Origin of the sequence: Gorillibacterium terrae (assembly GCF_051594785.1) — a bacterium.
In the GTDB taxonomy this organism is placed as follows: domain Bacteria; phylum Bacillota; class Bacilli; order Paenibacillales; family NBRC-103111; genus Gorillibacterium.
Genome location: NZ_JBPPGI010000004.1, coordinates 261,850 through 283,744, shown reverse-complemented (window position 1 = coordinate 283,744; position 21,895 = coordinate 261,850). Strand labels below are relative to the sequence as shown.

The following is a 21,895-nucleotide window of genomic DNA, read 5'->3' as shown; positions in this document are numbered from 1 at the left end:
GCCATTTCGGATAAAATATCCCGAAGCCTTCTTTCCGAAGCGCGACTCAGGGGCGGCTCTGCAGCCGCATGAAGGCGCCCAGTGCCTGCTCGGCCTGCTTGTATTCCATCGTCCGCGCTTCGGTCACCCGGTACTGCTTCAGTGCCTCTCCCTCGCCGGGCCCGCCGTCCATCGCCCGGCGCAGGGACTCATGAAGCGCCGCCGCCCAAGCCTCCCGGCTGTCTTCGTCGAGCTCGGTCAGACGGCCGTATAGCGGCGAGGCGAACACGAAGGCCAGAAACTCCGCCCAGGTCTCCTCGGCGAAGAAGCCGAGCGCCGGCTCGCCGATCTCGCTGTGCTCCTGCACCCGCTTCAGCACCGCAGTGATGGCTTCGGGAAATTCCCAGACGCCGAGCGGCGTGTCTTCGATCGCGAGCTCTCGGGTTTCCCCTTGGGTTTGAATCCGCACCGGCCCCGTCGCTCCCCGCCGCTTCAAGGTCTGCAGCGCCCGAAAGTGAATGTACGGATGCAGCCGCGCGGTCTCCAGCCACTGCACAAGGGCGGGATTGATATCGGGATGCTGGACGTAGACGAGCTGCCCCAGGGCCAGCAGAATCTGGTCCAGGGAGCCCGCGGTTCTCAGCGTTTCCAGCAGCCGGCCGACATAGCCTTCGTCCGCCGTCCTTCGCCGCTCGGTCTCCCGGCGCATCTGCTCTTCCTCCGACTCGGCCTCGGCGTTCGCCTCCACGCTTCTTCCGGCCTCGTCCGCCTCGGCCATGAGGGTGGTGATCCACTCGAGGAGCGTCTCCCACTCCTCGCGGTTGCGGGGGTCGCCGCTCTCCACCCGCAGCAGAAACCGCAGCAGCTCCGACGCCTCCTGATAGCGCTCCGTCTCCAGCATTTTGGTCAGCTCGATTTGGTAGTAATCGACCGTGGGCGGAAACAGAACCACATTGTCCATCCGGTCCCGCTCCGCGGACAGTCCCCGGTCTTCCTTTCCTCTGTCTGTGATGGAACTCACCCCGTTTCTTGCCGATGCTCTCTTACGCAGGTCTGTCCTAGACAAGATCGTAGCCGTTTGCGGGCAAAAAAGCAAAGCCTCGTGCCGGCCAAAGCATGGGGACCGAAAAAAAATCGCCGGCGGCCCTCCTAACTGAAGAAGACTCCGAATCCGCCGATAGCGCGGAGTGGAGTCTTCCATTTGCTTGGTTTTATATCGAATTTGCGGTTGTGCATAGAGCGTCCCAGGAGGGATTCGAACCCCCGACAACACGCTTAGAAGGCGTGTGCTCTATCCAACTGAGCTACTGGGACATCGGATAGACGCTTAAGGGGTACCGGACGAGAGCAAACCACAACCGAATCATTCATTATGGAGCGGGTGAAGGGAATCGAACCCTCGCCTCAAGCTTGGGAAGCTGGCGTTCTACCATTGAACTACACCCGCATGCACCTTAAGCGAAACAGGATTATAATAGCACATTGCCGACAGAGGAAGCAACCTTTTTTTGAGCCGAATCGACCGGTCTAAGCCCGCCCCCACCCAAAAAGGAAGAGAGCGGGCTTTCCCGTTACCAAACAACCGCAGCGGCAAGTCCAACAAAGGCAGCCGCCAGCACCGCGTAATCGGCGTCGGCGAACCGATAGGCACGGATCGGCGTTCGACCGTCGCCGCCCTGGTAACAGCGCGATTCCATCGCCACGGCAAGGTCCTGGGCCCGCATGATGGACGTCACGAACAGCGGCATCAGCATCGGAAACACCCCGCCGAAACGGGCGCGCACACCGCCTCGGTGAAAGCCTCCGCCGCGGGCGAGCTGCGATTTCCTGATCTTGTCGAATTCGTCCGCCAGAATCGGCAGAAACCGCAGCGCGATCTGGAACATCATCACCGCCTCATGAACCGGCAGGCGCCGGCGGGCGAGCGGCTTCAGCAGCAGCTCCAGCCCCTCCGCCAGATGGATCGGCGAGGTGGTGCGCACGAGCAGCGACAGCAGCAGCACGATCCCGGCAATCTGCTCGCACAGCAGCACGCCGCGAAGCGCCCCTTCGGCGGAAAACCGGATTGCGCCCCAGCGGATCAGCGTCTCATCCGGCCGGACGGACAGAACGGCTTGGAAGATCAGCGTCGAAGCGAAAAAGAGCGTCAACGTCAGCAGGGTGTAGCCGAGCGTCTTCCAAGGCAGCCTCGCCAGGCCCCAGAGCAGCACGAGCACCGCCAGCAGGCCGGTCTTGACAGCCGGCTCTTTCGTGATCAACAGGGCGGCTCCGAGCAGCAGCGAGGCGGTGATTTTTACGCGCGGGTCCCAGCCCTCGACCGCCGATCCCCGTTTCTGGTACAACAAAAAAGCAGCAGCCAAACTTCATCCCCTCCTCGTCTATCGCACCGCCGGCCGCTTGGCCGGCGAAAGCAGCGCCGCGATCGCGTCCGCCGCTTCTTCCGGGGTCGGCGTCCAGCCCGCCCCTCCGGCGTCCGCCCTTTCGCGGAGGGCCGATTCGGCTTCGTCGCCGAACTCCCGGAGCAGCCGGGAAAGCGCCAAAGCGAGCGGCTCCTCCCAGCCGAAAGCGGCCAGCAGGCCGGGGTCGGTCAGCAGCCGACGGGGCTCGCCGTCGGCCAAAAACCGGCCGTCCGCGAGCGCCACGAGACGCGGCGCGTATTCCAGGATCTCCTCCAGTTGATGGCTCACCCAGATGACCGTTGTCCCCCGGTTCTCCCGGAGCGAGCCAAGCAGCCGGAACAGAGCCCGACGGGCTTGCAGATCCAGACCGGCGGTCGGCTCGTCGAGAATGAGCACCTCCGGTTCCAGCACCACGACCCCGGCGATGGCGGCCCGCCGCTTTTCCCCGCCGCTCAGCTCGAAGGGGCTGCGGCTGCGGAAGGTCTCATAATCCAGCTCTACGGCTTCCATGGCCCGCCTCACCCGCTGCTCCACCTCGGCGGCCGGTAGCTTCCGGCTGCGCAGGCCGAAGGCAATGTCGTCGAACACCGTGTTCGCGAAGAGCTGGTGCTCCGGATACTGGAAAATGAACCCGATCCGGTCGAACCGCTCGGGCTGTCGGGCTTGATGGGGATCGGTACCGCCCAACAGCACCTGCCCGCGCGTCGGGACGTGAAAGCCCTTGAGCAGCTGCAGGAACGTCGACTTGCCTGAGCCCGAGCGGCCGGCAATCGCCAGCATCTCCCCCGAGCGCACCTCGACGCTCAGGTCTCTCAGAACCCAGGGAAGCTCGACGCCGGCTTTGGCGCGCTTTTTGGCCGCCGCATAGCTGAAGCTGACTTCGTTCAGCGCGATTTCCATAGCAGCCTCCGCAGTTCCTCCGCATCGGGATTGGCGGACACCGGAATGCCGCGGCTGCGGAGCAGGAAGGAGAGACGGCGGGCATACGGCAGCTCCAGCCCGCAGGCCGCGAGCAACGCCGGTTGGTCCGCCAGCTCGGCGGGTGTGCCCGAGGCTTCGATCTCGCCGGAGCGGAACAGGTACCAGCGGTCCGCCGCCATCACTTCCTCCAGATGATGGGTGATGTAAATCAAGGTAAAGGGCTGTTCCTCCCGCACCCGATGCAGCGTCTCGACGAACTGGCGGCGGGCTACCGGGTCAAGCATCGAGGTGGCTTCGTCGAGGATGAGGCAGCGCGGGGCAAGGGCGAGCACCGAGGCGAGCGCCAGCTTCTGCTTCTCGCCGCCGGACAGTCCGCTCACCGGCCGGTCCTCCCCGGCGGCGAGGCCGACCAGCCGGGTCGCCCAGGCGATCCGCTCGGCCATTTCGGCTTGGGGCCACCCGATGTTGGAGAGGCCAAAGGCGATGTCCTCCCCCACCGTCAGCCCGACCTGCTGATTCTCCGGGTTCTGAAACACGATCTGCACTGTGCGGCGAATCGCCTGGGTCAGCTTCGGGTCGGAGGTCGGCCGCCCCTCCACGAGCACCGTGCCCTCGGCGGGCTGCTGCAAAGCGTTGAGAAGCCGCGTCAGCGACGACTTGCCGGAGCCGTTCCTCCCGAGCAGCGCCACGAATTCGCCCGGCCGCACCTCGAGCGATACCCCGGACAGAGCCGGCCGCTCCGGCTTTTCCTCGTCCACCGGTTCCCTATAGGAGAAGGTCACCTCCCGCACATCGATCATTCGCGTTCCCCTCCTTCGCCGGTCCCGCTCTTCCCGGACGGCGGGACGCCGTCAAGACGCCCTCCCGCCGAAACCGGTCCGAACACGCTCTCCTCGTCTGAAGGATCGAAACGCCCTTCGGCGGTATTCGGAATCTGCCAGAAGAAGTCGATCCGGACGCCATGCTCGTCGGCCAGCGCCAGAAAATCGTTCATAAACACGCCCTTGCCCGGATCGCAGGACGGGCTGCCCGCGATGCCGAGTCCGCCTACGATCGTATAGCCGTAATCCTGGTAAGTCTTCAATTGCTCCACCGCCGGGAGGAGAATGTGGCGGTTATGGGCGTGGAATTCCGGCGTGTCGTATTCCTCGACGGTCATCGGCGGCCGTTCCGGTCCGAGGAAGGTAAATTCCGGACATGGCAACTGAAAGATTCCGAAGCCCTGTTCGTCGGCCCAATCGACTGCCGCTTTCATGATGCCGGGGCTGCGGGCTTCTCCGCCGACCACCGCGTTTTGGTTGATGACGCAGTGCGAAGCGACCAGAATCCGCCGGCTACGCTGCACGGCCGACCCGCTTTCTCGCCGTCTGCGGCTTCAATAGGGTTTGCGGCAGGTTTTTCACAACGTAGTACACAAGCAGCGCCGATAAGACCTTGTCGATCAGATTGTCCGCGAGGCGGGGCAGGAACGCGGAGGCGAAGACGCTGGACCCCGCCTGCTTCAACCAGAGCACGAAGACGTCCTGGGCTCCGCCCGTGAGCCCGCCGAACAGGCCGATGGCGATGGCGGTTCCGACGACCGGGCAGAGAACGCCGAGCAGGAGGCCGGAGACGAGGGCGGGGCCGAAGCGGTAGCCGCCCCGGCGGGCCAAGAGGCCGACCACCAGACCGACGATGATGTTGACCAGCGCGAACGGGATCGCCGTATAGCCGGAGGTAACGCCCAACACCAGGTTGGTAATCAACCCGACGAGCGCTCCCCAGAACGGACCGAAGACCGCAGCGGCGAAGATTGTGCCGACCGTATCGAGGAACAAGAAGGGGATTTTCAGGCTGCTGACGACCGTGCCGGCGATCACGTTGATCGCGACGGCGAGCGCGCCCAGGGTGATGATGAGTGTTCTGCGATTCATGTCTCGCACCTCCATGGATTCTAGTAAGGGTGAAACGTATGAACAGGCGGCAACCTTCCATCTTCCATTGCTTGCTGAACCCGACTCCCCCTTTGTACCTAACGAGCGCCGCCTTATCCGGGCAGATGAATCCGGACCAGGCCGACACTTCAGACGAATGACCATCGGAACAAAGCGTTAATCCGATTAACCTTATTGGATTAATTAAAATTATTGTAGCCGCTTTTGGGACGATGTCAATGGAAGATATTAGGGATATCCGCTTCGAATGCAAAAAAAGAACGCCTTGTCTCCAAAAAAGTTGGAGACAAGGCGTTGGGAAGGAAATAAACCGGCATCCGGCAAGAGAGACCCGATCGGTTGCACGCTGTCAGGAGGAAGCCGATTCCGGATCGGGGCGGGTGATCGCGATGGCAAGCTCGCCGCCCTCGGCGCGCACCGTCAGCGTCGAGCCGTCCGCGGCATCCCCCGCGATGAGCGCCCGGGCGATGCGGGTCTCCAAGTGACGCTGGATGAACCGCTTGAGCGGCCGGGCGCCGTAGACCGGATCGAAGCCCTGGCGGGCAATCAGCCGGCGGGCATCGGCATCCAGCACGAGCCGGATCTGCCGTTCGGCGAGGCGGGCCTCCAGCTCGGCCGTCAGCTTGCCGACGATCGACTCGATCTCCGGCAGGGCAAGCGGCTTGAACAGCACGATATCGTCGACGCGGTTCAGGAATTCCGGCCGGAACTGCGCGCGCAGCTCGCCCATCGCCCGGTTCCGGGCCTCCTCGGAGAGACGGCCGTCTGCGTCGGTGCCCTGAACCAGGTGGGCCGAGCCGATGTTGGACGTCATGATGAGAATCGTGTTCTTGAAATTGACGACCCGGCCCTGCGAGTCGGTCAGACGGCCGTCGTCCAATACCTGCAGCAGCAGGTTGAAGACGTCGGGATGGGCCTTCTCGATTTCGTCGAGCAGGATGACGGAATACGGCTGGCGGCGGACCGCTTCGGTCAGCTGTCCGCCCTCTTCATACCCGACATACCCCGGAGGCGCCCCGATCAGCCGGGAGACGCTGAATTTCTCCAGGTATTCCGACATGTCGATGCGGATCAGGTTCTCTTCCCGGTCGAACAACGCAACGGCCAGCGCCTTGGCCAGCTCGGTCTTGCCGACTCCCGTGGGGCCAAGGAACAGGAACGACCCGATCGGCCGCTGCGGGTCCTTGATCCCCGCCCGGGCCCGCAGCACGGCATCGGCGACGAGCCCCACCGCTTCGTCCTGGCCGACGACGCGCTCATGCAGATGGGCTTCCAGCTGCAGCAGCTTGGCGCGTTCGCCTTCGACGAGGCGGCTTACCGGGATGCCCGTCCAGAGCGAGACGATGTCGGCGATCTCCTCCTCGGTGACCGCTTCCCGCAGAAGCCGGCTATCCTGCTCCTGCTGGGCGGCCTCCTCCGCCAGCCTCAGCTCCTTCTCTAGGCCGGGGATGATGCCGTAGCTGAGCTCGGCCGACTTCTCCAGATCGTAGCGGTCTTCGGCGTCGGCCAGCGCCTTCCTCGCCTGCTCCAGCTTCTGCTTGATGGCCCGGACGCCTTGAATCGATTCCTTCTCCTTATCCCACCGGGCCTTCATGGCGAGATGCTTCTCCCGGAGGTCGGCAAGCTCCCGCTGGAGGGCGTTCAGCCGCCGCCCGCTCGCTTCGTCGGTCTCCTTCTTGAGCGCCGCCTCTTCGATTTCCATCTGCATGATCCGGCGGGTCACCTCGTCCATCTCCGACGGCATCGAGTCGATCTCGGTGCGGATCATGGCGCAGGCCTCGTCGACCAGGTCGATCGCCTTGTCCGGCAGGAAGCGGTCGGCGATGTACCGGTTGGACAGCACCCCTGCCGCCACCAGCGCGCTGTCGTGAATTTTCACGCCGTGGTGGACCTCGAAGCGCTCCTTCAGTCCGCGCAAGATCGAGATGGTATCCTCGACGTCCGGCTCGGCCACGAGCACCTGCTGGAAGCGGCGCTCCAGCGCCGGGTCCTTCTCGATGTACGTCCGGTATTCGTCCAGCGTCGTCGCGCCGATGCAGTGCAGCTCGCCGCGCGCGAGCATCGGCTTCAGCATGTTGCCTGCGTCCATCGCGCCTTCGGTCTTGCCGGCGCCGACGATGGTATGCAGCTCGTCGATGAACAGGATGATCCGGCCGTCGCTCTCCTTGATCTCCTTCAGCACCGCCTGCAGCCGCTCTTCGAACTCGCCGCGGAATTTGGCCCCCGCGACGAGCGACGACATGTCGAGCGAGAAGACCGTCTTGTCCTTCAAGCCCTCCGGCACGTCGCGGCGGACGATCCGCTGCGCCAGGCCCTCGACGATCGCGGTCTTGCCGACGCCGGGCTCGCCGATCAGCACCGGATTGTTCTTCGTCTTCCGCGAGAGGATGCGGATCACCCGGCGAATCTCCGCGTCGCGGCCGATCACCGGGTCGAGCTTGCCGGCGCGCACCTCCGCCACCAGGTCGCGCCCGTACTTGGCGAGCGCCTCGTAGGTCGCCTCCGGATCGCGGCTCGTCACGCGCTGGCTGCCGCGGATCTCCGCAAGCGCCTTCAGCAGCTTGTCGCGGGTGAGGCCGTCGGCGCGGAACAGCTCCTGCAGCTCGCGGCTGCCGCCCGCTTCCGCCTCCGCCGCCAGAGCGAGCGCGGCGTGGTCCACCGCGACGTACTCGTCCTGCATCCGCCGGGCCTCCTCCTCGGCCTGCTCCAGCACGCGGACGAGCGAAGCGGACGCATAGCGGCGGACGTCGCCGCCGGAGCCGCTGACCTTCGGCCGCTTGGCAAGCCGCTCTTCCGTCCGCCGGGCCAGTCCGCCGGGCGACACCTCCAGCTTTTGCAGCAGCCGGGGAAGCACGCCGTCCGTCTGACCCAGCAGCGCCTTCAGCAAGTGCAGGCTGTCGATCTCTGCGTGGCCGTTCGACGCGGCGAGCGTCTGAGCCGAGGCGACGGCTTCCTGCAGCTTCTGGGTGTATTGATTGATGTCCATATCCATCCCTCCATGCTTGCTCGAATCTCTATGCCTAGCATTACCCGTTTGCCGGAATCCAAAGTCCGGCATTGGGCGGCAATGATTTGACCTTTATTGACCTTTAGCATCATTATAAGACCGCGCTCGGTTCCGGACAACGGCGTTCTTCCGGCAAAACGGTTGATTCTCCCCGGTTTCCGGTTCCCGGGTTGGCACAATTTCATGCTTTCAGCACATTTGACCATCTTTGACCATCTTGACAGGAAAAAGCGCCGAAGCAGATGCTCTGCTCCGACGCGATTTCAACCGGCTCGTCCCCGCCGCACTGCCGCGGACTTCGAGTAGCTCAACCGACCCGGTTACGCTCCAACCCCATTCGCCAGCCGATGTCCGCGCAAGAGCCGACCTTCGCTTTCGCTTGAGTCCATCGCTCTCCCTTGGCCAAACTCCGCGCCGACCGCTTCCGCCGCTCTTATTTGGCCAGAGCAGCGTCCACCGCTTCCGTAAGCCGCTCGTAGGTCGTCTTCTTCTCGCCGCTCGCCGGAGCGGGCTGATGGACGCCGTTGACGAAGAACTGCGGGGTGCCGTTGACGCCCATGCTTCCGGTGGTTTTAAAATCCTTTTTCACATCCAGCATATACGTGTCGTTCTTCAAGTCTTCCTCGAACTTGGCGTAATCGATGCCCGTCACGTTCTTCTTGACGAAGTCGGTCAGGAAGTCGCGTGTGGCCCAGATGGTCTTCTCGTCCCCCTGCTGGGCGTACAGCTTCTCCGTGAACTGCCAGAAGGCCTCGTTGCTCTGATGGAACACCGCCTCGCCTGCGCTCGCAGCCAGAATCGAATCCCGGTCGATGAACGGATAATTCATGAAAAAGAACTGTACCTTGCCGGTATCGATGTAGGCTTCCTTAAACTTCTTCATGTCGCCGGTCGTCCAGTTGGCGCAGGCCGGGCACTTGAAGTCGGCGGCTTCCACCACCTTGACCTTGGCGTCGGGGCTGCCCAGATACGGCTGCTTGTCGTACTCGATGCCCTTCGAGATGTCGATGTCGCCGCGAATCTGCGTCCAGTTGGGCATGTCCTTCAGCAGATCGGCCTGCGCCTTGGTATCCTTCGCCTCGGTGTACCGGTTCAGGAAGATCAGAAGTCCGAGAAGAACGATCAACCCTCCCAGAAAAGCCGGTATAAAATACTTCCCATTGGCATTGCGCGTTTGCTTGCGGGCCACCGCCTACACCCCTTCCATTCTTTTTCCATGCCGATCATACCATGATCTTGTCCGGTTCGGCTACACCTGCCGCATCTGATTCTGGAAAAATATTCCGTTTGCTTGTCGCCAATTTGTGAACATTTCAGAAAAAAGGTTCTATTCCCGGTTCGGGTTCGGTAGAATAGGGTAATAGACAGGTTAAATTGGAGGTCCGCCATGAATTCCTCTCCCCGCTTGCTCGTGACCGATTCCGAGCTGTTTGCCGCCGCCCTGTTGGATTGGAAGGTCCTGGTCCTTCAGCGCCGCAATCACGTCACGCTCGTCTTCCCGGGAATTTTGGAGCGCTTTGACCCGAAGCGCGTTCGCGTGAACGGAGTCGATTATTCCCGAAGCGATTGCGAGTTTCATATTCTATGACGCTTCTGCGTCTATAGCGAGATGAAGACCGCCCTTGGCGGTCTTTTTTGCTGTGCGCCGGTTGTCCCGCCTGCCTGGGACAGACAACATTCGCCCATTTTCCGCATACCTTGGGAGAGCAGAACCGCCGAAAGCTCCTTTCGGAGGTCTATGGCTTTTTCACGGACAAATATGGATAAAACCGCTTCGCGGAAAGGATGGAAGCTCATGTGCGGAATCACGGGATGGGTGGACTGGCGGCGTGATTTGACCCGGTTCTCCGAAACGGTGGAGGCGATGACCGACACGCTCGCGCCCCGGGGGCCGGACGCGGCGGGCGAATGGCTCTCCCCCCGCTGCGCCTTCGGGCATCGCCGCTTAAGCGTCATGGACCCGGAAAACGGCGCTCAGCCGATGATCCGGCCGAAAGGCGACAAGGATTGCATCGTCGTGTATAACGGGGAGCTGTACAACGCCCCCGAGTTAAAACAGGAGCTGCTCGCCCGCGGCCACCGCTTCCGCACGACCTGCGACACCGAAGTGCTGCTGGAGGCTTATATCGAGTGGGGCAAGGCCTGCGTGGACCGGTTCAATGGCATCTTCGCCTTCGCCATCTGGGACGAGGCGGAGGAGGAGCTGTTTCTCGTCCGCGACCGGCTCGGCGTCAAGCCGCTGTTTTATGCCGACATGGGCGAGTTTTTTCTCTTCGGCTCCGAGCCGAAGGCGATTCTCGCCCACCCGGATTTTGCGGCCGAGGTCGACGCCGAAGGGCTGTCCGAGGTATTCGCCGTCGGCCCGGCCCGTACGCCCGGCCATGGCGTCTACCGGGGCCTGAGCGAATTGAAGCCGGGCCATTGCATGACCGTCAGCCGCAGCGGAATCACCCGCTCGGTGTATTGGAAGCTGGAAAGCCGTCCGCATGAGGACGATGTCGCCGCCACCGCCGCCAGAATCGGCGAGCTGCTCAAAGACACGCTGGAGCGCCAACTGCTCTCCGACGTGCCGGTCTGCACCCTGCTGTCCGGCGGGCTCGATTCCAGCGCCCTGACGTCGCTGGCCGTGTCGTATTACGCCAGCACCGGCCAGGGGATCGTGCCGACCTTCTCGGTGGATTACGTCGACAACGATAAGCACTTCCAGTCGAGCGCGTTCCAGCCGAATCCCGACGCGCCCTGGATCAAGCGGATCAGCGCCCATCTCGGCACCGATCACCGCAACGTCGAGTTCGACACGCCGGAGCTGGTCGAAGCGCTGAAGGACGCCGTGCTCGCCCGCGATCTGCCCGGCATGGCGGACGTGGACGGCTCGCTCCTGCTGTTCTGCCGCGAGATCAAGAAGCATGCGACCGTGGCGGTCTCCGGCGAAGCGGCCGACGAAATCTTCGGCGGCTACCCGTGGTTCCACCGCGAGGAGGCGCTGAACGCCGGCACCTTCCCCTGGTCGCTGCAGATGGATACCCGCGTCTCGGTGCTGAACCCGGACCTCGCGGCCCAGCTGAACCCGCGCGAGTATGTGCTGGACCGCTACCGGCAGGCCATCGCCGAGGTGCCCCGACTGGCCGGAGAGACCGAGGCGCAGAACCGGATGCGCGAGATGTCCTACCTCAACATCACCCGGTTCATGCCGACTTTGCTCGACCGCAAGGACCGGATGAGTATGGCGGCGGGCCTGGAGGTGCGCGTGCCGTACTGCGACCATCGGCTGGTCGATTACGTGTTCAATATTCCCTGGGAAATCAAGACGGCGGGCGACCGGGAGAAGGGCATTCTTCGCAAGGCGCTCACCGGCGTGCTGCCGGATGACGTCCTCTACCGCAAGAAGAGCCCGTATCCGAAGACGCACAACCCTTCCTATACCGCTGCGGTGAAGCAATGGGTGCTGGAGATCCTCGACGATGCCTCCTCGCCTCTCCTGCCGCTGATCGACGTGAAGCATGTCCGCAGCCTGGCCGAATCGTCCGACACGGCGATCCACATTCCCTGGTTCGGCCAACTGATGAGCGGCCCGCAGCTGTTTGCCTACCTCGGGCAGATGGACACCTGGCTCCGCGCTTATCGGGTGCGGATCGTGTAAAGCGAGGCGGTGAATAAGCGATTATCTCGGGATCTAGTCCCGCGAACAAGCAAGCCTCCTGCCGACGCGGGAGGCTTGCTTGAATGGAGCGGGTGTTTACTCCACGTCCATGCGGGAGGTTGCTTGAGCTGAGCGATGCTTACGCTTGGGCGGGAGGCTCGCTCGCACGACCCTTACGCGGCTTTCCGGTTGTAGAGACGCATCGCAACCCAATAGGCGACGATCAGAATCCCCAGGCACCATGCGAGCGCCGTCCAAAGTTCATTTCCGACGGGCTGCTCCGCGAGGAGCGCGCGAATGGCTTCCACGATGGCCGTCACCGGCTGATTTTCGGCGAAGGCCCGAACGGCCGCCGGCATCGATTCGGTCGGCACGAACGCCGAACTGATGAAGGGAAGGAAGATCAGCGGATAGGAAAAGGCGCTTGCGCCGTCCACCGTTTTGGCGGTCAAGCCGGTAATGGCGGCGATCCACGTCAGGGCCAGGGTAAACAGGGCGAGGATACCGGCCACGGCAAGCCAGGAGAGAAGGCCCGCCGATGAGCGAAAGCCCATGAGGAGCGCAACGAGCAGGATGACGGCAACCGAGATCGCATTCGATACCAGCGAAGTCAGCACATGCCCCCAGAGAGCGGCGGAACGCGCAATCGGCATGGAATGGAACCGTTCGAAGATCCCCCTCTGCCGATCCAGGAACAGGCGGTAAGCCGTATAGGCGATGCCGCTCGCGATCGCAATCAACAGAATGCCGGGCAGCAAATAATTGACGTAATGATCCGTGCCGGCTTGAATGGCGCCGCCGAACACATACACGAACAGCAGCATCATCGCAACCGGAGTGAGGCAGACGGTGAAGATGGTGTCCATGCTGCGGAAAATGTGGCGCATCGAGCGTCCAAGCATCACTCCCATATCGCTGAAACCGTGTCTTTTGGCCGCTTCCATTTACACCGCCTCCTTTTTGCCGATGAGAGCGAGGAAGATTTCCTCCAAGGTCGGCTGCTTTTCCACGTATTCCACCTTCGCGGCCGGAAACCGCTGCTTGAGCTCCGAGAGCGTGCCCTCCGCAATAATGCGGCCCTCATGCAGGATGGCAATCCGGTCGGCAAGCTGCTCCGCTTCCTCCAAGTACTGCGTGGTCAGGAATACCGTCGTGCCCTGGCCGGCCAGCTCTTTGACCGTCTTCCAAACCTCAAGGCGAGCCTCGGGGTCCAGCCCGGTGGTGGGCTCGTCGAGGAATATCAGCGGCGGTTGACCGATCAGGCTCATGGCGATGTCGAGCCTGCGGCGCATTCCTCCCGAATAAGCGGACACCTTGCGTTCGGCCGCATCGGTCAGCCCAAAGCGGTTCAGCAGCTCCTCCGCGATTTGGCGCGGGTTCTTGAGATGCCGCAGCTTGGCGATCATGACCAGGTTTTCCCGACCGGTCAAAATCTCGTCCACGGCGGCGAACTGCCCGGTCAGGCTGATCGACTGCCGGACATGCTCGGGCTGCGATGCGACGTCATAGCCGTTTACGGCAGCGCTGCCTCCATCGTGTTTAAGCAGCGTGGTCAGAATCTTGACCATCGTCGTCTTCCCCGCGCCGTTTGCGCCGAGCAGGGCAAAAATCTCGCCGCGCTTTACGGCCAAATCGACGCCCCGCAGAACCTCCGCGTCCTTGTAAGCCTTTCGCAGGCCCTTTACTTCTACCGCTTTATCCATCCCGTCCCCCCCTTATTTCAATTTAGGGCCCATGCTTTTGTTCATGGCCTCGTTCACTTTTTGATTCACCGATTCCTGATACAGGTCGGCGTAGGTTTTGGAATCCTTGATCAGATCGTCGCAGAAAGCCGCTACATCGCTGCCCGTCACGTCGAGCACGCCTTTGCCCATGGCCGCCCCTTCCTCAAACAGATCGACAATCCCCGAGAGCAAATCCGTCCCCTCGGTCAGTTCGACCGGACCCACCTTAAAGAGATACTTCTGGATCTCTTTGTAGACAATCTGATACTCTTGCGGAAGCGCCTTGACGCGCGCGACGTGCGCCCGCCATTCTCTTTTGCCTTCGAGGATATCCCGTATGTTCATGTTATCCCTCCTATTTGCCTAATTTCTTGGCGATCGTTGCGTTGAGCTGCCGGCGCCACTTGTCGCGATAAGACTTTGCCCCTTCTTCTCCGACCAGAGCCGAGCAGAAGCCCTGGATATCGTCGCCCAACACCTCTTGGGCACCCTGACCGTCCGCCGCCGTTTCTTCGAGCAAGCCAAGCACGCCGTCCAGGATGGGCATGAGGTTGCGGCCGGTGAAGTCCGAGTGCTGCCAAAGCTGGGTCTTAATCTGCTCCCACGCCGCTTGATAATCGCCCGGCAGCTTTTGGGCCCGCGCCTCATAAGCTTTATATTCTTTGGTCATGTCGCTGCCGGTGATTTTTTCCCAAAAGTTCATGGTCTCTTCTCCTTTAATTCGTTCATTTTGGACGAGACGAATTCCCATTTCCCCCAGAACCTCCGCAATTCCTCATGCCCCGCTTCGTTGAGCGTAAAAAACTTTCGCGGCGGTCCCATATCGGAGGGCTTTTTGGCGACCTCCACCAGCTTGCTTTTTTCCAGCCGGACCAGAATCGTGTATACCGTTCCCTCCACCACATCGGTGAAGCCGAGCGCGTTCAGCCGCCGCGTGATCTCGTAGCCGTAGGTTTCCTCGCGGCTTATGATTTCGAGGACGCAGCCCTCCAGCACGCCTTTGAGCATTTCCGTTAAGTTTTCCAGCGCCAACACCCCTTGCTATTCTGTGTGACTGATATTCTGTATTACTTACTACCACTATATAGTATCACGCATTAGTCGGTGAAGCAATAGCAAAATTTTTTTGGTGAAGAACCGAAGCGTTCGCCTTTGATCCGGGATCGACCGTGATTGGAATGACATTTCACCTGCGCGAGCGAAAAGAAACGGCCTCAGTCCCTGCCATTCAGGACCAAGGCCGCAAATCGGGCAAACGAGTTTAGAAGTGTACAAGCAGACGATACAGCAGGACTGCCGCTTCCGCTCGGGTGGTCGGAGAGAGCGGAGCGAACCGCCCATCGGGCAGCCCCTGAACGAGGCCCAATCGCTGAAGCTTGAGAACGGCGTCGAGCGCATATGGCCGGATGGAAGCCCAATCGGCAAAGGCGGAATCGGAGCTGTCGCTCGCCGCCTCGACGGCTGGCCCTTCCATTCGGTCAAGCAGCCGAGCGGTCAGCACCGCCACATCCTGGCGGGTGATCGCTTCCTCCGCTCCGAAGCTGCCGTCCGTCTTACCGAGCACGAGACCGCTTTGCTCGGCGGAGGCGACGGCGGCATAGTACCAGCTGCCTGCATCCACATCCCCGAAGCTCGTGACGGCCTTCGGATCGATGAGCCCGTAAGCATTCGCCAGCATGGAAACGAATTCGGCGCGGGTGATCGGCTCGCCCGGTTGGAAGCGGCCCAAACCGGTTCCGCGGACGACATCCCGGACCAAGAGGGCTTCGATGCTCTCCTTCGCCCAAGCGAATTTGCCGAGATCGGAGAAGGAAAGCTCCCGATAGGCGATGGCATAGCGGCCGGGGTGAGCTGGCTCGAACCGGACTTTCGCCGCCGACAACTCATACCTGCTGCCCGCGACCATTCGAGCGCCTTCCGGTTCATCCAGACGGTAGACGACCACCTTATGCGCTTCTTGTCCGGAGGCAAGAGGCACCGCCAGCTCGACATTTACCTGGGAGCTGCCAAATGCGGCAATGGGGGCGCCGTCCGCGCTCCAGGCAAGGTCAAACACCCTCAGCGCTTCCGCCTGTCCCGGAAGCTTGGCGGACCCTTCCGTCGGCTCTGCCTTGCCGATAGTCAACGTCGCCTTCCGCGGCAATCCCTCGCTCCGATGAAGCAGCGAAGCGCTTGTCGACACGGCAGTGCCTCCCGTATCTACCTTCATGGTTTTGATCGCATCCATGGAGCTTCCCTTCAAAATGCCGACGGGCAGCTCCACGCTCAATGCCTTCCAGGCCTCGGGAGCGGACACGGCAATCGTCAGCACCCCGTCAAGAGCGGCCGCCTGCGCAGCCGCCTTCTCTACCTCATCTGCCTGGAGCACAAGCTCAGCGGTCCCATTGGCGGAGAGGACGGCCTTGACCGTCAAGACCCCGTCTTTAATCGACTCCGCTTGGGGAGGGAGAATGACGGGGAACGGATTCGGCACAACCGGAGAAGCCACCGGTGTTCCGGATACCATTACGCCCTTCGAACCGTTCCCGGCCGCATCAAAGGCCGCAATGCGGTACGAATAGGCCTTCCCATTCATCAGCCCGGCGATCCGGTAGCGCTGTTCGCCCGGGGCGGCATACACCGCATCCGCGACAGAACCTCCTTCTTCCACGATTCGAATCGTGGCCAAATCGGGAGCAGTCGGATCCGTCCAGGTCAAGGTCAAAGCGCCGTCTTCGGCAATGGCCCGAACGTTCTCGACCTCTCCCGGAGCCGATTCATCGGGATTGCCGGGATTGCCGGGGTTCGATGGATCACCCGCCTCCACCGTGACTCCGTAGACCGCAAGGAAGCCTCCTTCCGAGCTGCGGGCCTCAATGTCGGTCTCTCCGGCTCCTACCGCTGTCACCCACACGCTCGTCCGACCGTCCTCCGGATGATAGACCGCGTCCGTAACGGTCGCGACCTCGGGATGGCTGGACGTGAAGACGAGGTTCCGGTTCGTCGCATTCGCGGGCAAGACGGAAGCGGACAACGGGAAGCGGTCTCCGACTTTGACCGGCTTGGGCGCTTCCTTCGCATCGATCTCGATTCCGGTTACCGGCGTCTCCGGCTTTTCGCGTTGCAGAGACAAGGAGGCCGAGGACTTCAAGCCGTTTCGGTCGACCGCCTCCACCGTCAACGTATTGGCTCCTTCTTTAAGCGGCAGCAGCACTTCGAAAGCATTGACATAAGCCTGCTTGTAGGGGGTGGCGAACTCTTCGCCGTTCAAGGCAAGGTTCAGCAGAACCCCTGCCTTCGTCCGTCCGGATACCCGGTAGACGGAATCCGTGACGGTTCCGGACGGCTGATCCAGCCGGATGACCGGCGCGGTGCCCGTACCGGGATTCTCCTTGTCGTGGGTAGCTCCGAACGGGTCCGCCGAGGCAAGCGAGAACTTCACCGCATCGGCAATGGCGAAACCGGTTCCATTCGTCGTCATTTTGACGTAACCGCCAGACCCCGGCTGGAAGCGATAGGTTCCGATCAGCACCCATCGGTTGTCGTTGTACTGTTGGGTGATTTTCTTCGTTGTATCGACTCCTCCGTCATAAGCGATCTCAAGCGGCAGATCATGTCCCCGGTCCCCTACGGCGTTCCAGAGCATATAGACGTTGTATTCCCCCGGGACGGTGATGTAGGGAGTCCATTTCGCCCAACGGTTGGGAGTATTGGCATCGTGAAAATAATTGGAGCCAAAGCGCGAAGCCGAATAACTGCTAACCGACCAGGGGCTCTCCGATTGAAAGCCGGCGTCCAGATTGTCGACGATAAGATCGACGCGCTCGTCCGCCGGAGTCCTTACGGCCAGCGCATCCGTAAACCCGGACACCTGCCGCTGAATGTCGACCGCCTGCACCTTGTAATAGTAAGTATGCTCCGGCTCTATGCCGGTCTTGTCCGTGTAACGGGGCGACGGCAGCTCTTGAGCGATCCGGTTGCTCTCGGACGGAACGAAATCGGGAGTCGACCCGCGGTAAAGGGTGAACCCGAGCAGATCCGCGTCGAGCCCGGCGTCCCAGGCGAGGTCGATGCGAACGACGGTGGACTGAACCGCGCGGAGCCCGGTCGGTGTCGCGGGCGGATTCGTGTCCACGGCCTCTCCGGTGGCTGCCGACAGCGGAGCGCTGGCTTCCGAAAGATTGCCGGCGTAATCGATCGCCTGCACCTTGAAGGCATACGCGCTCTCCGCCTCCAGACCGGATACGCTGTAGGCTGTGCCATAGGTGTCGGCGAGGACCCGGCCATCGCCGGTCGAAATTCGGTAGCCTTTAATCCCGGAGCCTCCGGTATCAACAGAAGGATTCCAGGCGAGGTCAATCGAGGTTTTCCGGGAGGCCGTTGCCCTCAGCCCTTCGGGAACGGACGGCGGCTCGGTTTCCGTGTAAACGGGCGGGGCGACCGGCTCGGTCCGCGCTCCGTAGAGCAGCCCGCTTCCGTTGGTCCCCACATAGACCCGGCCATGAACCTGCCGATCGCCGGTCATCGCATTGGGATCGTTACCGGGAAACGGCTCATCCACGCTCGCCTTCACCCAGGTTTCTCCCATATCGTCGGATCGGAAAATCGCCTCTTTGGCATATCCCTTTACTTTGCCGTAGACGAACACGGAGGGATTGAGCCGGCCCGGAGCGCTCTTGCCGAAGCTGAACAGAAAAGCCGTCTCCACTCCCGCCACTTTGACGAACGATTCGCCGGCATCGCCGGAGCGGTAGAGCCCTTGTTCATTCAAGCCGACCCAGACCTCACCCATGATTCCCGGCGCGGCTTCCACCGTGTGCCAGGCGGTCGATTGCTGCGGCAGGGCGCCGGCCGCTTTCCATGAGATTCCGCCATTCACGCTCTTGTAGAATTGACCTGTCTTGTCATAGAGATAGAAGAAGCTGCCATTCACTTTATCCGAGGCTATAGGCTGATAGTAGTTTCCGAAAATATCCGTGCCGGTCAATAGCCCGGCCGGAGCTCCGGCGCTTCGCTGCCAGCTCTTGCCGGCATCCATCGTCACGTATACGTCGCTTCGCTGCGGCATCCAGACAATATTATTCGGGTTCGAAGCCGACACCGCCACCTTTCCGCCTTGGGCAGCGGGGTACGGCAGGGTCGCGAACGGCTTATACGTCTGGCCCCCGTCCAGCGAAATCCCGCCGTTCCCGGGATCGGGACGGCCGTCCCCGTTCCACCCGTAGGTTCCGACTCGCACGACATGATCGGGGTTATTCTCCGAGACATCGACGCCGGTCGTCGTGAGAAGATTCAAACCTCCCGAGCCTGCAAAATACGAGGAGGCGGGAAACTCCGTCAAGGAGCGATGGTCGAAGCCGCCGACATCGGCGACTCCGCTGTGGAGAAGGACCTCTCCTCCCGGCGGGCTGGTCAGATTGGCGACATTGACGGTCGTCTCCAGGCCGACGGCGTCGTTCGTCCACACGGAGGGAGAAGCCGTGATGTCGTCCGTCCTCCAGGCATAGTACCAATCGGTCATCCATACCCGGTTGGAATCGAACGGATCGATGAGCACCGCGGACGTATCGGACGACCAATGCCAATCCGGCATCCATTTGGTCTTAATGTCGCGCGTATAATTCACCTTCGTCCAAGTGGCTCCTCCGTCGATTGACCGGTAGATGGGGTTGTTGTGCTCGCTCAGCTTTCGGGCCGTCATCAGGATTTGCGGGTTCTGCGGATCGATCGTGACCGAACCGAAGTTCTTTCCCTTCTCCCCGGAAGGAGTGAGGTCGGTCCATGTCTTCCCGTCATAACGGGCCAGCCCCAGGCTGTGCGCCACATACAGGTCGCCATTCGGTCCGAGCAGCGCCCGGTTCGGCTTGGCCGGGCTGTTCGGCAGCAGGCTCCAGGTACCCCCGGCATCCCGGCTGACATAGATCCCCGAATTGTAGGCGCCTGCGTACAGCACTTGGCTTCGCTGTCCCTTGCCGCCCGAAGCCGGATCGAACAGCACGAAGGTGACGCCGTTCTTCGAGTTGTCGCTTGTATAGGCGCTGAAGGAATCTACCTTGGTCCAGCCGCCGTCTGCCGCAGTTTCGCTGCGAAACAGCCCCTTGGTGTGAGAGCCGTAATATACGACGTTGCTGTCATTGGGGTCCACCGACAAGCGCTCGGCCGTTTTGCCCGCGCCATTGGCATACATCGGCACGTCCTTGCCTTCTGCCAGGAGTCCGGTCCGGGTCCAGGTTTCCCCTCTATCGGCCGATTTGTAGATATCGCTCGGCGAATAGTAATCGTACTTGCCCAGAGCCGCATACAGAAGATCGGGGTTGTTCGGGTCAATGGCGATGCTGTCCACGCCGTACAGGTTGACCTGGCTGCGGTCGGCAAAGCCGATCAATTGCCGCCAGCTCTTGTCCGCTTCGTTCCAGCGGTACAGGCCGCCGACGTCCGTCCGGATATAAACCAGATTTTGTTCCTTCGGATGCGCTACGATCCCGGTCACGTAGCCGCCTCCGCCGATGGCGACCGGGCTCCATTCATAGGGGTCCTGCGAGACGGAATTGCCGGACGACGGCAGGGGCAAATCCTCCGCATGAACAGCGGCAGACTGAAGCGGTAAGCCGAACAAGAGCGTGCAAGCCGCAAGGAACCCCATGGCGGCTTTCGAACAGATGCGATTTGCTTTACCCATACCATCCCTCTTTTCTACGGAAGTCGCTTTCTGGAATCTCTGGCAAAGGCGATGAGGCAGTCTCGGCAAATTTCAATAGGGAAAGCGGTTACATAAAGATGGAAAAGCAGAGTCCGGACCTCTTCGGCAAATCCGGACTCTTCCTTCGCTCCGCGGATAACGCCGCCGGTATCGCCCGGCTGTTACCGCCCGGCCGGCTCCGCCTGCTCGACATCGGGCAGGTAGCCGCCCTCTTCCTTCAAGCGGCGGCGCAGGAGCTGGACGTCGACGGCGTGGACATCGCCGCCCGGCAGCTTGGCTGCGAGCGCTGCGGCGAGACCCGCCGCCTCGCCCATGGCAAGGCAGACCGGCATCACCCGCACGCTGCCGAGCACCCGCCGCTCGCACGATACCGAGCGACCGGCGACGAGCAGGTTGCGCAGCGAGCGGGGCGTGAGGCAGCGGTACGGGATGCCGTGCGATTCGCCCGGCCCGTAATGCTTGATGTGCAGCGTTGCGCGGTCGGAGTGCTTCTCCATCTCCTCCGTGCCGTGCACGTCGATGAAATAGCTGTTGCGGCAGATTTCATCGGCGAAGCTGCGGCGCTCGACGTAGTCTTCGACCGTCAGGACGTAGTCGCCGATGATCCGCCGGGACTCGCGCGTACCCATCAGCGTGCCGGTGCTCGCCACATACGAAGCCCCGAACGCCGCCGGCCGGGCTTCCGCCAGCGCTTCGCGGTACTGCTCGGCCATCTTCCTGCCCTGAATCAGCGCCTTGGAGAGGGAGTGGGCATCCGTGTTGTCGACCTTCCACAGATGGCCGGCGTTGAAGCCGACCGCGCGCGGCGCGATCAGGTTGTTGCACAGGTGAGAATCCGGAATCAGCGGATACCGGCCGGAGGCCAGCACCCCGAAGATCGGGCTGTCCGGATTTTCCCCGTGCAGATTGGGCCCGTTCAAGTACGCGTACTCGTCGACATTGCCGAGCACGAAGCAATGCGTGGCCGGCTGCAGATCGCCGGTCGCCGCGTCGCCCATCTGATAGTCCGCTCCCGCCCAGGCGGCCACGTCGCCGTCGCCCGTGCAGTCCACATAGACGTCGGCCCGATAGGCCTGCAAGCCGCCTTTGTTGAGGACGAGCAGCGCTTCGACTCCGCCGTTCCCGTCGGTTTCCACTCCCGCCAGCATCGTCTGGAAGAGGACCTCCGCTCCAGCCTCCGTGACCAGATCGTCGTAGATCCGCCTCAGCTTCTCCGGATCGATCGGCACCCAGTCCACCTGCTCCTTGCGGACATGGGGCATGACGGCCTTCAGCGAATCGAATACCTTCTGCGCCAGACCCTGGTAGATGATCTTCTCCTTGTCCGAAAAGGGACACCACGCCGGAACAAGACCGTTCGTCCCCATCCCTCCCAGGCTGCCGGTGGCTTCGATCAACAGGGTCCGGGCTCCCTCGCGCGCCGCGGCGGCTGCGGCGGTACAGCCCGCAGGTCCTCCGCCGACGACAATGACCTCATACGAATCGTGGAAGGGAATTTCTTTGCTTTTCATGGTGTACTTGCTCATGCGCCTTTCATCCCTCGCTTTCCGTAATCAACTCCCCGGGCGGGGACGAAAGCCGTACCTTCCCGGGGAGCGCATTTCAACCGTTT

17 protein-coding genes and 2 tRNA genes are annotated in these 21,895 nt (G+C 62.1%); 2 read left to right on the top strand and 17 right to left on the bottom strand.

Annotation, left to right across the window (positions count from 1 at the left end):
* Positions 1-46: 46 nt before the first annotated feature.
* The 10 genes from ACSEXS_RS16365 to ACSEXS_RS16320 all read right to left on the bottom strand — a co-directional run bounded on the left by ACSEXS_RS16365 (position 47) and on the right by ACSEXS_RS16320 (position 9,429).
* Positions 47-940, bottom strand: coding sequence for a hypothetical protein (locus ACSEXS_RS16365; protein ID WP_438434307.1), 894 nt, complete (start codon positions 938-940; stop codon positions 47-49).
* 279 nt (positions 941-1,219) lie between these two features.
* Positions 1,220-1,293, bottom strand: a tRNA-Arg gene (locus ACSEXS_RS16360).
* A gap of 59 nt (positions 1,294-1,352) precedes the next feature.
* Positions 1,353-1,426, bottom strand: a tRNA-Gly gene (locus ACSEXS_RS16355).
* 124 nt (positions 1,427-1,550) lie between these two features.
* Complete coding sequence (locus ACSEXS_RS16350; protein WP_438434306.1) at positions 1,551-2,339, bottom strand: energy-coupling factor transporter transmembrane component T family protein; 789 nt, start codon at positions 2,337-2,339, stop codon at positions 1,551-1,553.
* 18 nt (positions 2,340-2,357) lie between these two features.
* Positions 2,358-3,278 carry an energy-coupling factor ABC transporter ATP-binding protein gene (locus ACSEXS_RS16345; protein ID WP_438434305.1) on the bottom strand — a complete coding sequence of 307 codons (921 nt, stop codon included), beginning with the start codon at positions 3,276-3,278 and terminating at the stop codon, positions 2,358-2,360.
* Positions 3,263-4,099, bottom strand: coding sequence for an ATP-binding cassette domain-containing protein (locus ACSEXS_RS16340; protein WP_438434304.1), 837 nt, complete (start codon positions 4,097-4,099; stop codon positions 3,263-3,265). Before ACSEXS_RS16340 ends, ACSEXS_RS16345 begins: the two co-directional genes overlap by 16 nt.
* Positions 4,096-4,644 carry a CD3072 family TudS-related putative desulfidase gene (locus ACSEXS_RS16335; protein WP_438434303.1) on the bottom strand — a complete coding sequence of 183 codons (549 nt, stop codon included), beginning with the start codon at positions 4,642-4,644 and terminating at the stop codon, positions 4,096-4,098. The genes ACSEXS_RS16340 and ACSEXS_RS16335 overlap by 4 nt, the downstream gene beginning before the upstream one ends.
* A complete protein-coding gene (locus ACSEXS_RS16330) occupies positions 4,634-5,212 on the bottom strand; it encodes a CD3073 family putative ECF transporter S component (protein WP_438434302.1) in 579 nt (192 codons plus the stop codon). Before ACSEXS_RS16330 ends, ACSEXS_RS16335 begins: the two co-directional genes overlap by 11 nt.
* Positions 5,213-5,582: 370 nt before the next feature.
* Positions 5,583-8,219: an ATP-dependent chaperone ClpB gene (gene clpB / locus ACSEXS_RS16325; RefSeq protein ID WP_438434301.1), complete on the bottom strand. Its 2,637-nt coding sequence runs from the start codon at positions 8,217-8,219 to the stop codon at positions 5,583-5,585.
* Positions 8,220-8,673: 454 nt separating this feature from the next.
* Positions 8,674-9,429 carry a DsbA family protein gene (locus ACSEXS_RS16320; protein WP_438434300.1) on the bottom strand — a complete coding sequence of 252 codons (756 nt, stop codon included), beginning with the start codon at positions 9,427-9,429 and terminating at the stop codon, positions 8,674-8,676.
* Between the two features lie 198 nt (positions 9,430-9,627).
* On the opposite strand from ACSEXS_RS16320, the gene ACSEXS_RS16315 reads away from it, so the two are divergent.
* Both ACSEXS_RS16315 and asnB read left to right on the top strand, forming a co-directional pair.
* Positions 9,628-9,828, top strand: a complete 201-nt coding sequence (locus tag ACSEXS_RS16315; RefSeq protein WP_438434299.1) for a hypothetical protein — start codon at positions 9,628-9,630, stop codon at positions 9,826-9,828.
* A gap of 207 nt (positions 9,829-10,035) precedes the next feature.
* Positions 10,036-11,880 (top strand): asparagine synthase (glutamine-hydrolyzing), encoded by a 1,845-nt coding sequence (gene asnB / locus ACSEXS_RS16310; protein ID WP_438434298.1) that lies wholly within the window; start codon positions 10,036-10,038, stop codon positions 11,878-11,880.
* Positions 11,881-12,053: 173 nt separating this feature from the next.
* On the opposite strand, the gene ACSEXS_RS16305 is transcribed toward asnB, so the two are convergent.
* The 7 genes from ACSEXS_RS16305 to ACSEXS_RS16275 all read right to left on the bottom strand — a co-directional run bounded on the left by ACSEXS_RS16305 (position 12,054) and on the right by ACSEXS_RS16275 (position 21,809).
* Complete coding sequence (locus ACSEXS_RS16305) at positions 12,054-12,824, bottom strand: ABC transporter permease (protein WP_438434297.1); 771 nt, start codon at positions 12,822-12,824, stop codon at positions 12,054-12,056.
* Positions 12,825-13,583 carry an ABC transporter ATP-binding protein gene (locus tag ACSEXS_RS16300; RefSeq protein WP_438434296.1) on the bottom strand — a complete coding sequence of 253 codons (759 nt, stop codon included), beginning with the start codon at positions 13,581-13,583 and terminating at the stop codon, positions 12,825-12,827.
* A gap of 12 nt (positions 13,584-13,595) precedes the next feature.
* Positions 13,596-13,949: a DUF1048 domain-containing protein gene (locus ACSEXS_RS16295; RefSeq protein ID WP_438434295.1), complete on the bottom strand. Its 354-nt coding sequence runs from the start codon at positions 13,947-13,949 to the stop codon at positions 13,596-13,598.
* Between the two features lie 10 nt (positions 13,950-13,959).
* Positions 13,960-14,307, bottom strand: a complete 348-nt coding sequence (locus ACSEXS_RS16290; RefSeq protein WP_438434294.1) for a DUF1048 domain-containing protein — start codon at positions 14,305-14,307, stop codon at positions 13,960-13,962.
* Positions 14,304-14,612 (bottom strand): PadR family transcriptional regulator, encoded by a 309-nt coding sequence (locus ACSEXS_RS16285; RefSeq protein WP_438434427.1) that lies wholly within the window; start codon positions 14,610-14,612, stop codon positions 14,304-14,306. The genes ACSEXS_RS16290 and ACSEXS_RS16285 overlap by 4 nt, the downstream gene beginning before the upstream one ends.
* Before the next feature lie 253 nt (positions 14,613-14,865).
* Positions 14,866-20,262: an S-layer homology domain-containing protein gene (locus ACSEXS_RS16280; RefSeq protein ID WP_438434293.1), complete on the bottom strand. Its 5,397-nt coding sequence runs from the start codon at positions 20,260-20,262 to the stop codon at positions 14,866-14,868.
* Positions 20,263-20,444: 182 nt separating this feature from the next.
* Positions 20,445-21,809, bottom strand: coding sequence for an FAD-dependent oxidoreductase (locus ACSEXS_RS16275; protein ID WP_438434292.1), 1,365 nt, complete (start codon positions 21,807-21,809; stop codon positions 20,445-20,447).
* Positions 21,810-21,895 lie beyond the last annotated feature (86 nt).

What these genes read in the sequence shown, in the direction of transcription:
- clpB (WP_438434301.1), bottom strand. Translation starts at nt 8,219, where the DNA reads ATGGACATCAATCAATACACCCAGAAGCTGCAGGAAGCCGTCGCCTCG.
- ACSEXS_RS16305 (WP_438434297.1), bottom strand. Translation starts at nt 12,824, where the DNA reads ATGGAAGCGGCCAAAAGACACGGTTTCAGCGATATGGGAGTGATGCTT.
- ACSEXS_RS16285 (WP_438434427.1), bottom strand. Translation starts at nt 14,612, where the DNA reads ATGCTCAAAGGCGTGCTGGAGGGCTGCGTCCTCGAAATCATAAGCCGC.
- ACSEXS_RS16345 (WP_438434305.1), bottom strand. Translation starts at nt 3,278, where the DNA reads ATGGAAATCGCGCTGAACGAAGTCAGCTTCAGCTATGCGGCGGCCAAA.
- ACSEXS_RS16295 (WP_438434295.1), bottom strand. Translation starts at nt 13,949, where the DNA reads ATGAACATACGGGATATCCTCGAAGGCAAAAGAGAATGGCGGGCGCAC.
- ACSEXS_RS16365 (WP_438434307.1), bottom strand. Translation starts at nt 940, where the DNA reads ATGGACAATGTGGTTCTGTTTCCGCCCACGGTCGATTACTACCAAATC.
- ACSEXS_RS16280 (WP_438434293.1), bottom strand. Translation starts at nt 20,262, where the DNA reads ATGGGTAAAGCAAATCGCATCTGTTCGAAAGCCGCCATGGGGTTCCTT.
- ACSEXS_RS16300 (WP_438434296.1), bottom strand. Translation starts at nt 13,583, where the DNA reads ATGGATAAAGCGGTAGAAGTAAAGGGCCTGCGAAAGGCTTACAAGGAC.
- ACSEXS_RS16275 (WP_438434292.1), bottom strand. Translation starts at nt 21,809, where the DNA reads ATGAGCAAGTACACCATGAAAAGCAAAGAAATTCCCTTCCACGATTCG.
- ACSEXS_RS16315 (WP_438434299.1), top strand. Translation starts at nt 9,628, where the DNA reads ATGAATTCCTCTCCCCGCTTGCTCGTGACCGATTCCGAGCTGTTTGCC.
- asnB (WP_438434298.1), top strand. Translation starts at nt 10,036, where the DNA reads ATGTGCGGAATCACGGGATGGGTGGACTGGCGGCGTGATTTGACCCGG.
- ACSEXS_RS16340 (WP_438434304.1), bottom strand. Translation starts at nt 4,099, where the DNA reads ATGATCGATGTGCGGGAGGTGACCTTCTCCTATAGGGAACCGGTGGAC.
- ACSEXS_RS16290 (WP_438434294.1), bottom strand. Translation starts at nt 14,307, where the DNA reads ATGAACTTTTGGGAAAAAATCACCGGCAGCGACATGACCAAAGAATAT.
- ACSEXS_RS16330 (WP_438434302.1), bottom strand. Translation starts at nt 5,212, where the DNA reads ATGAATCGCAGAACACTCATCATCACCCTGGGCGCGCTCGCCGTCGCG.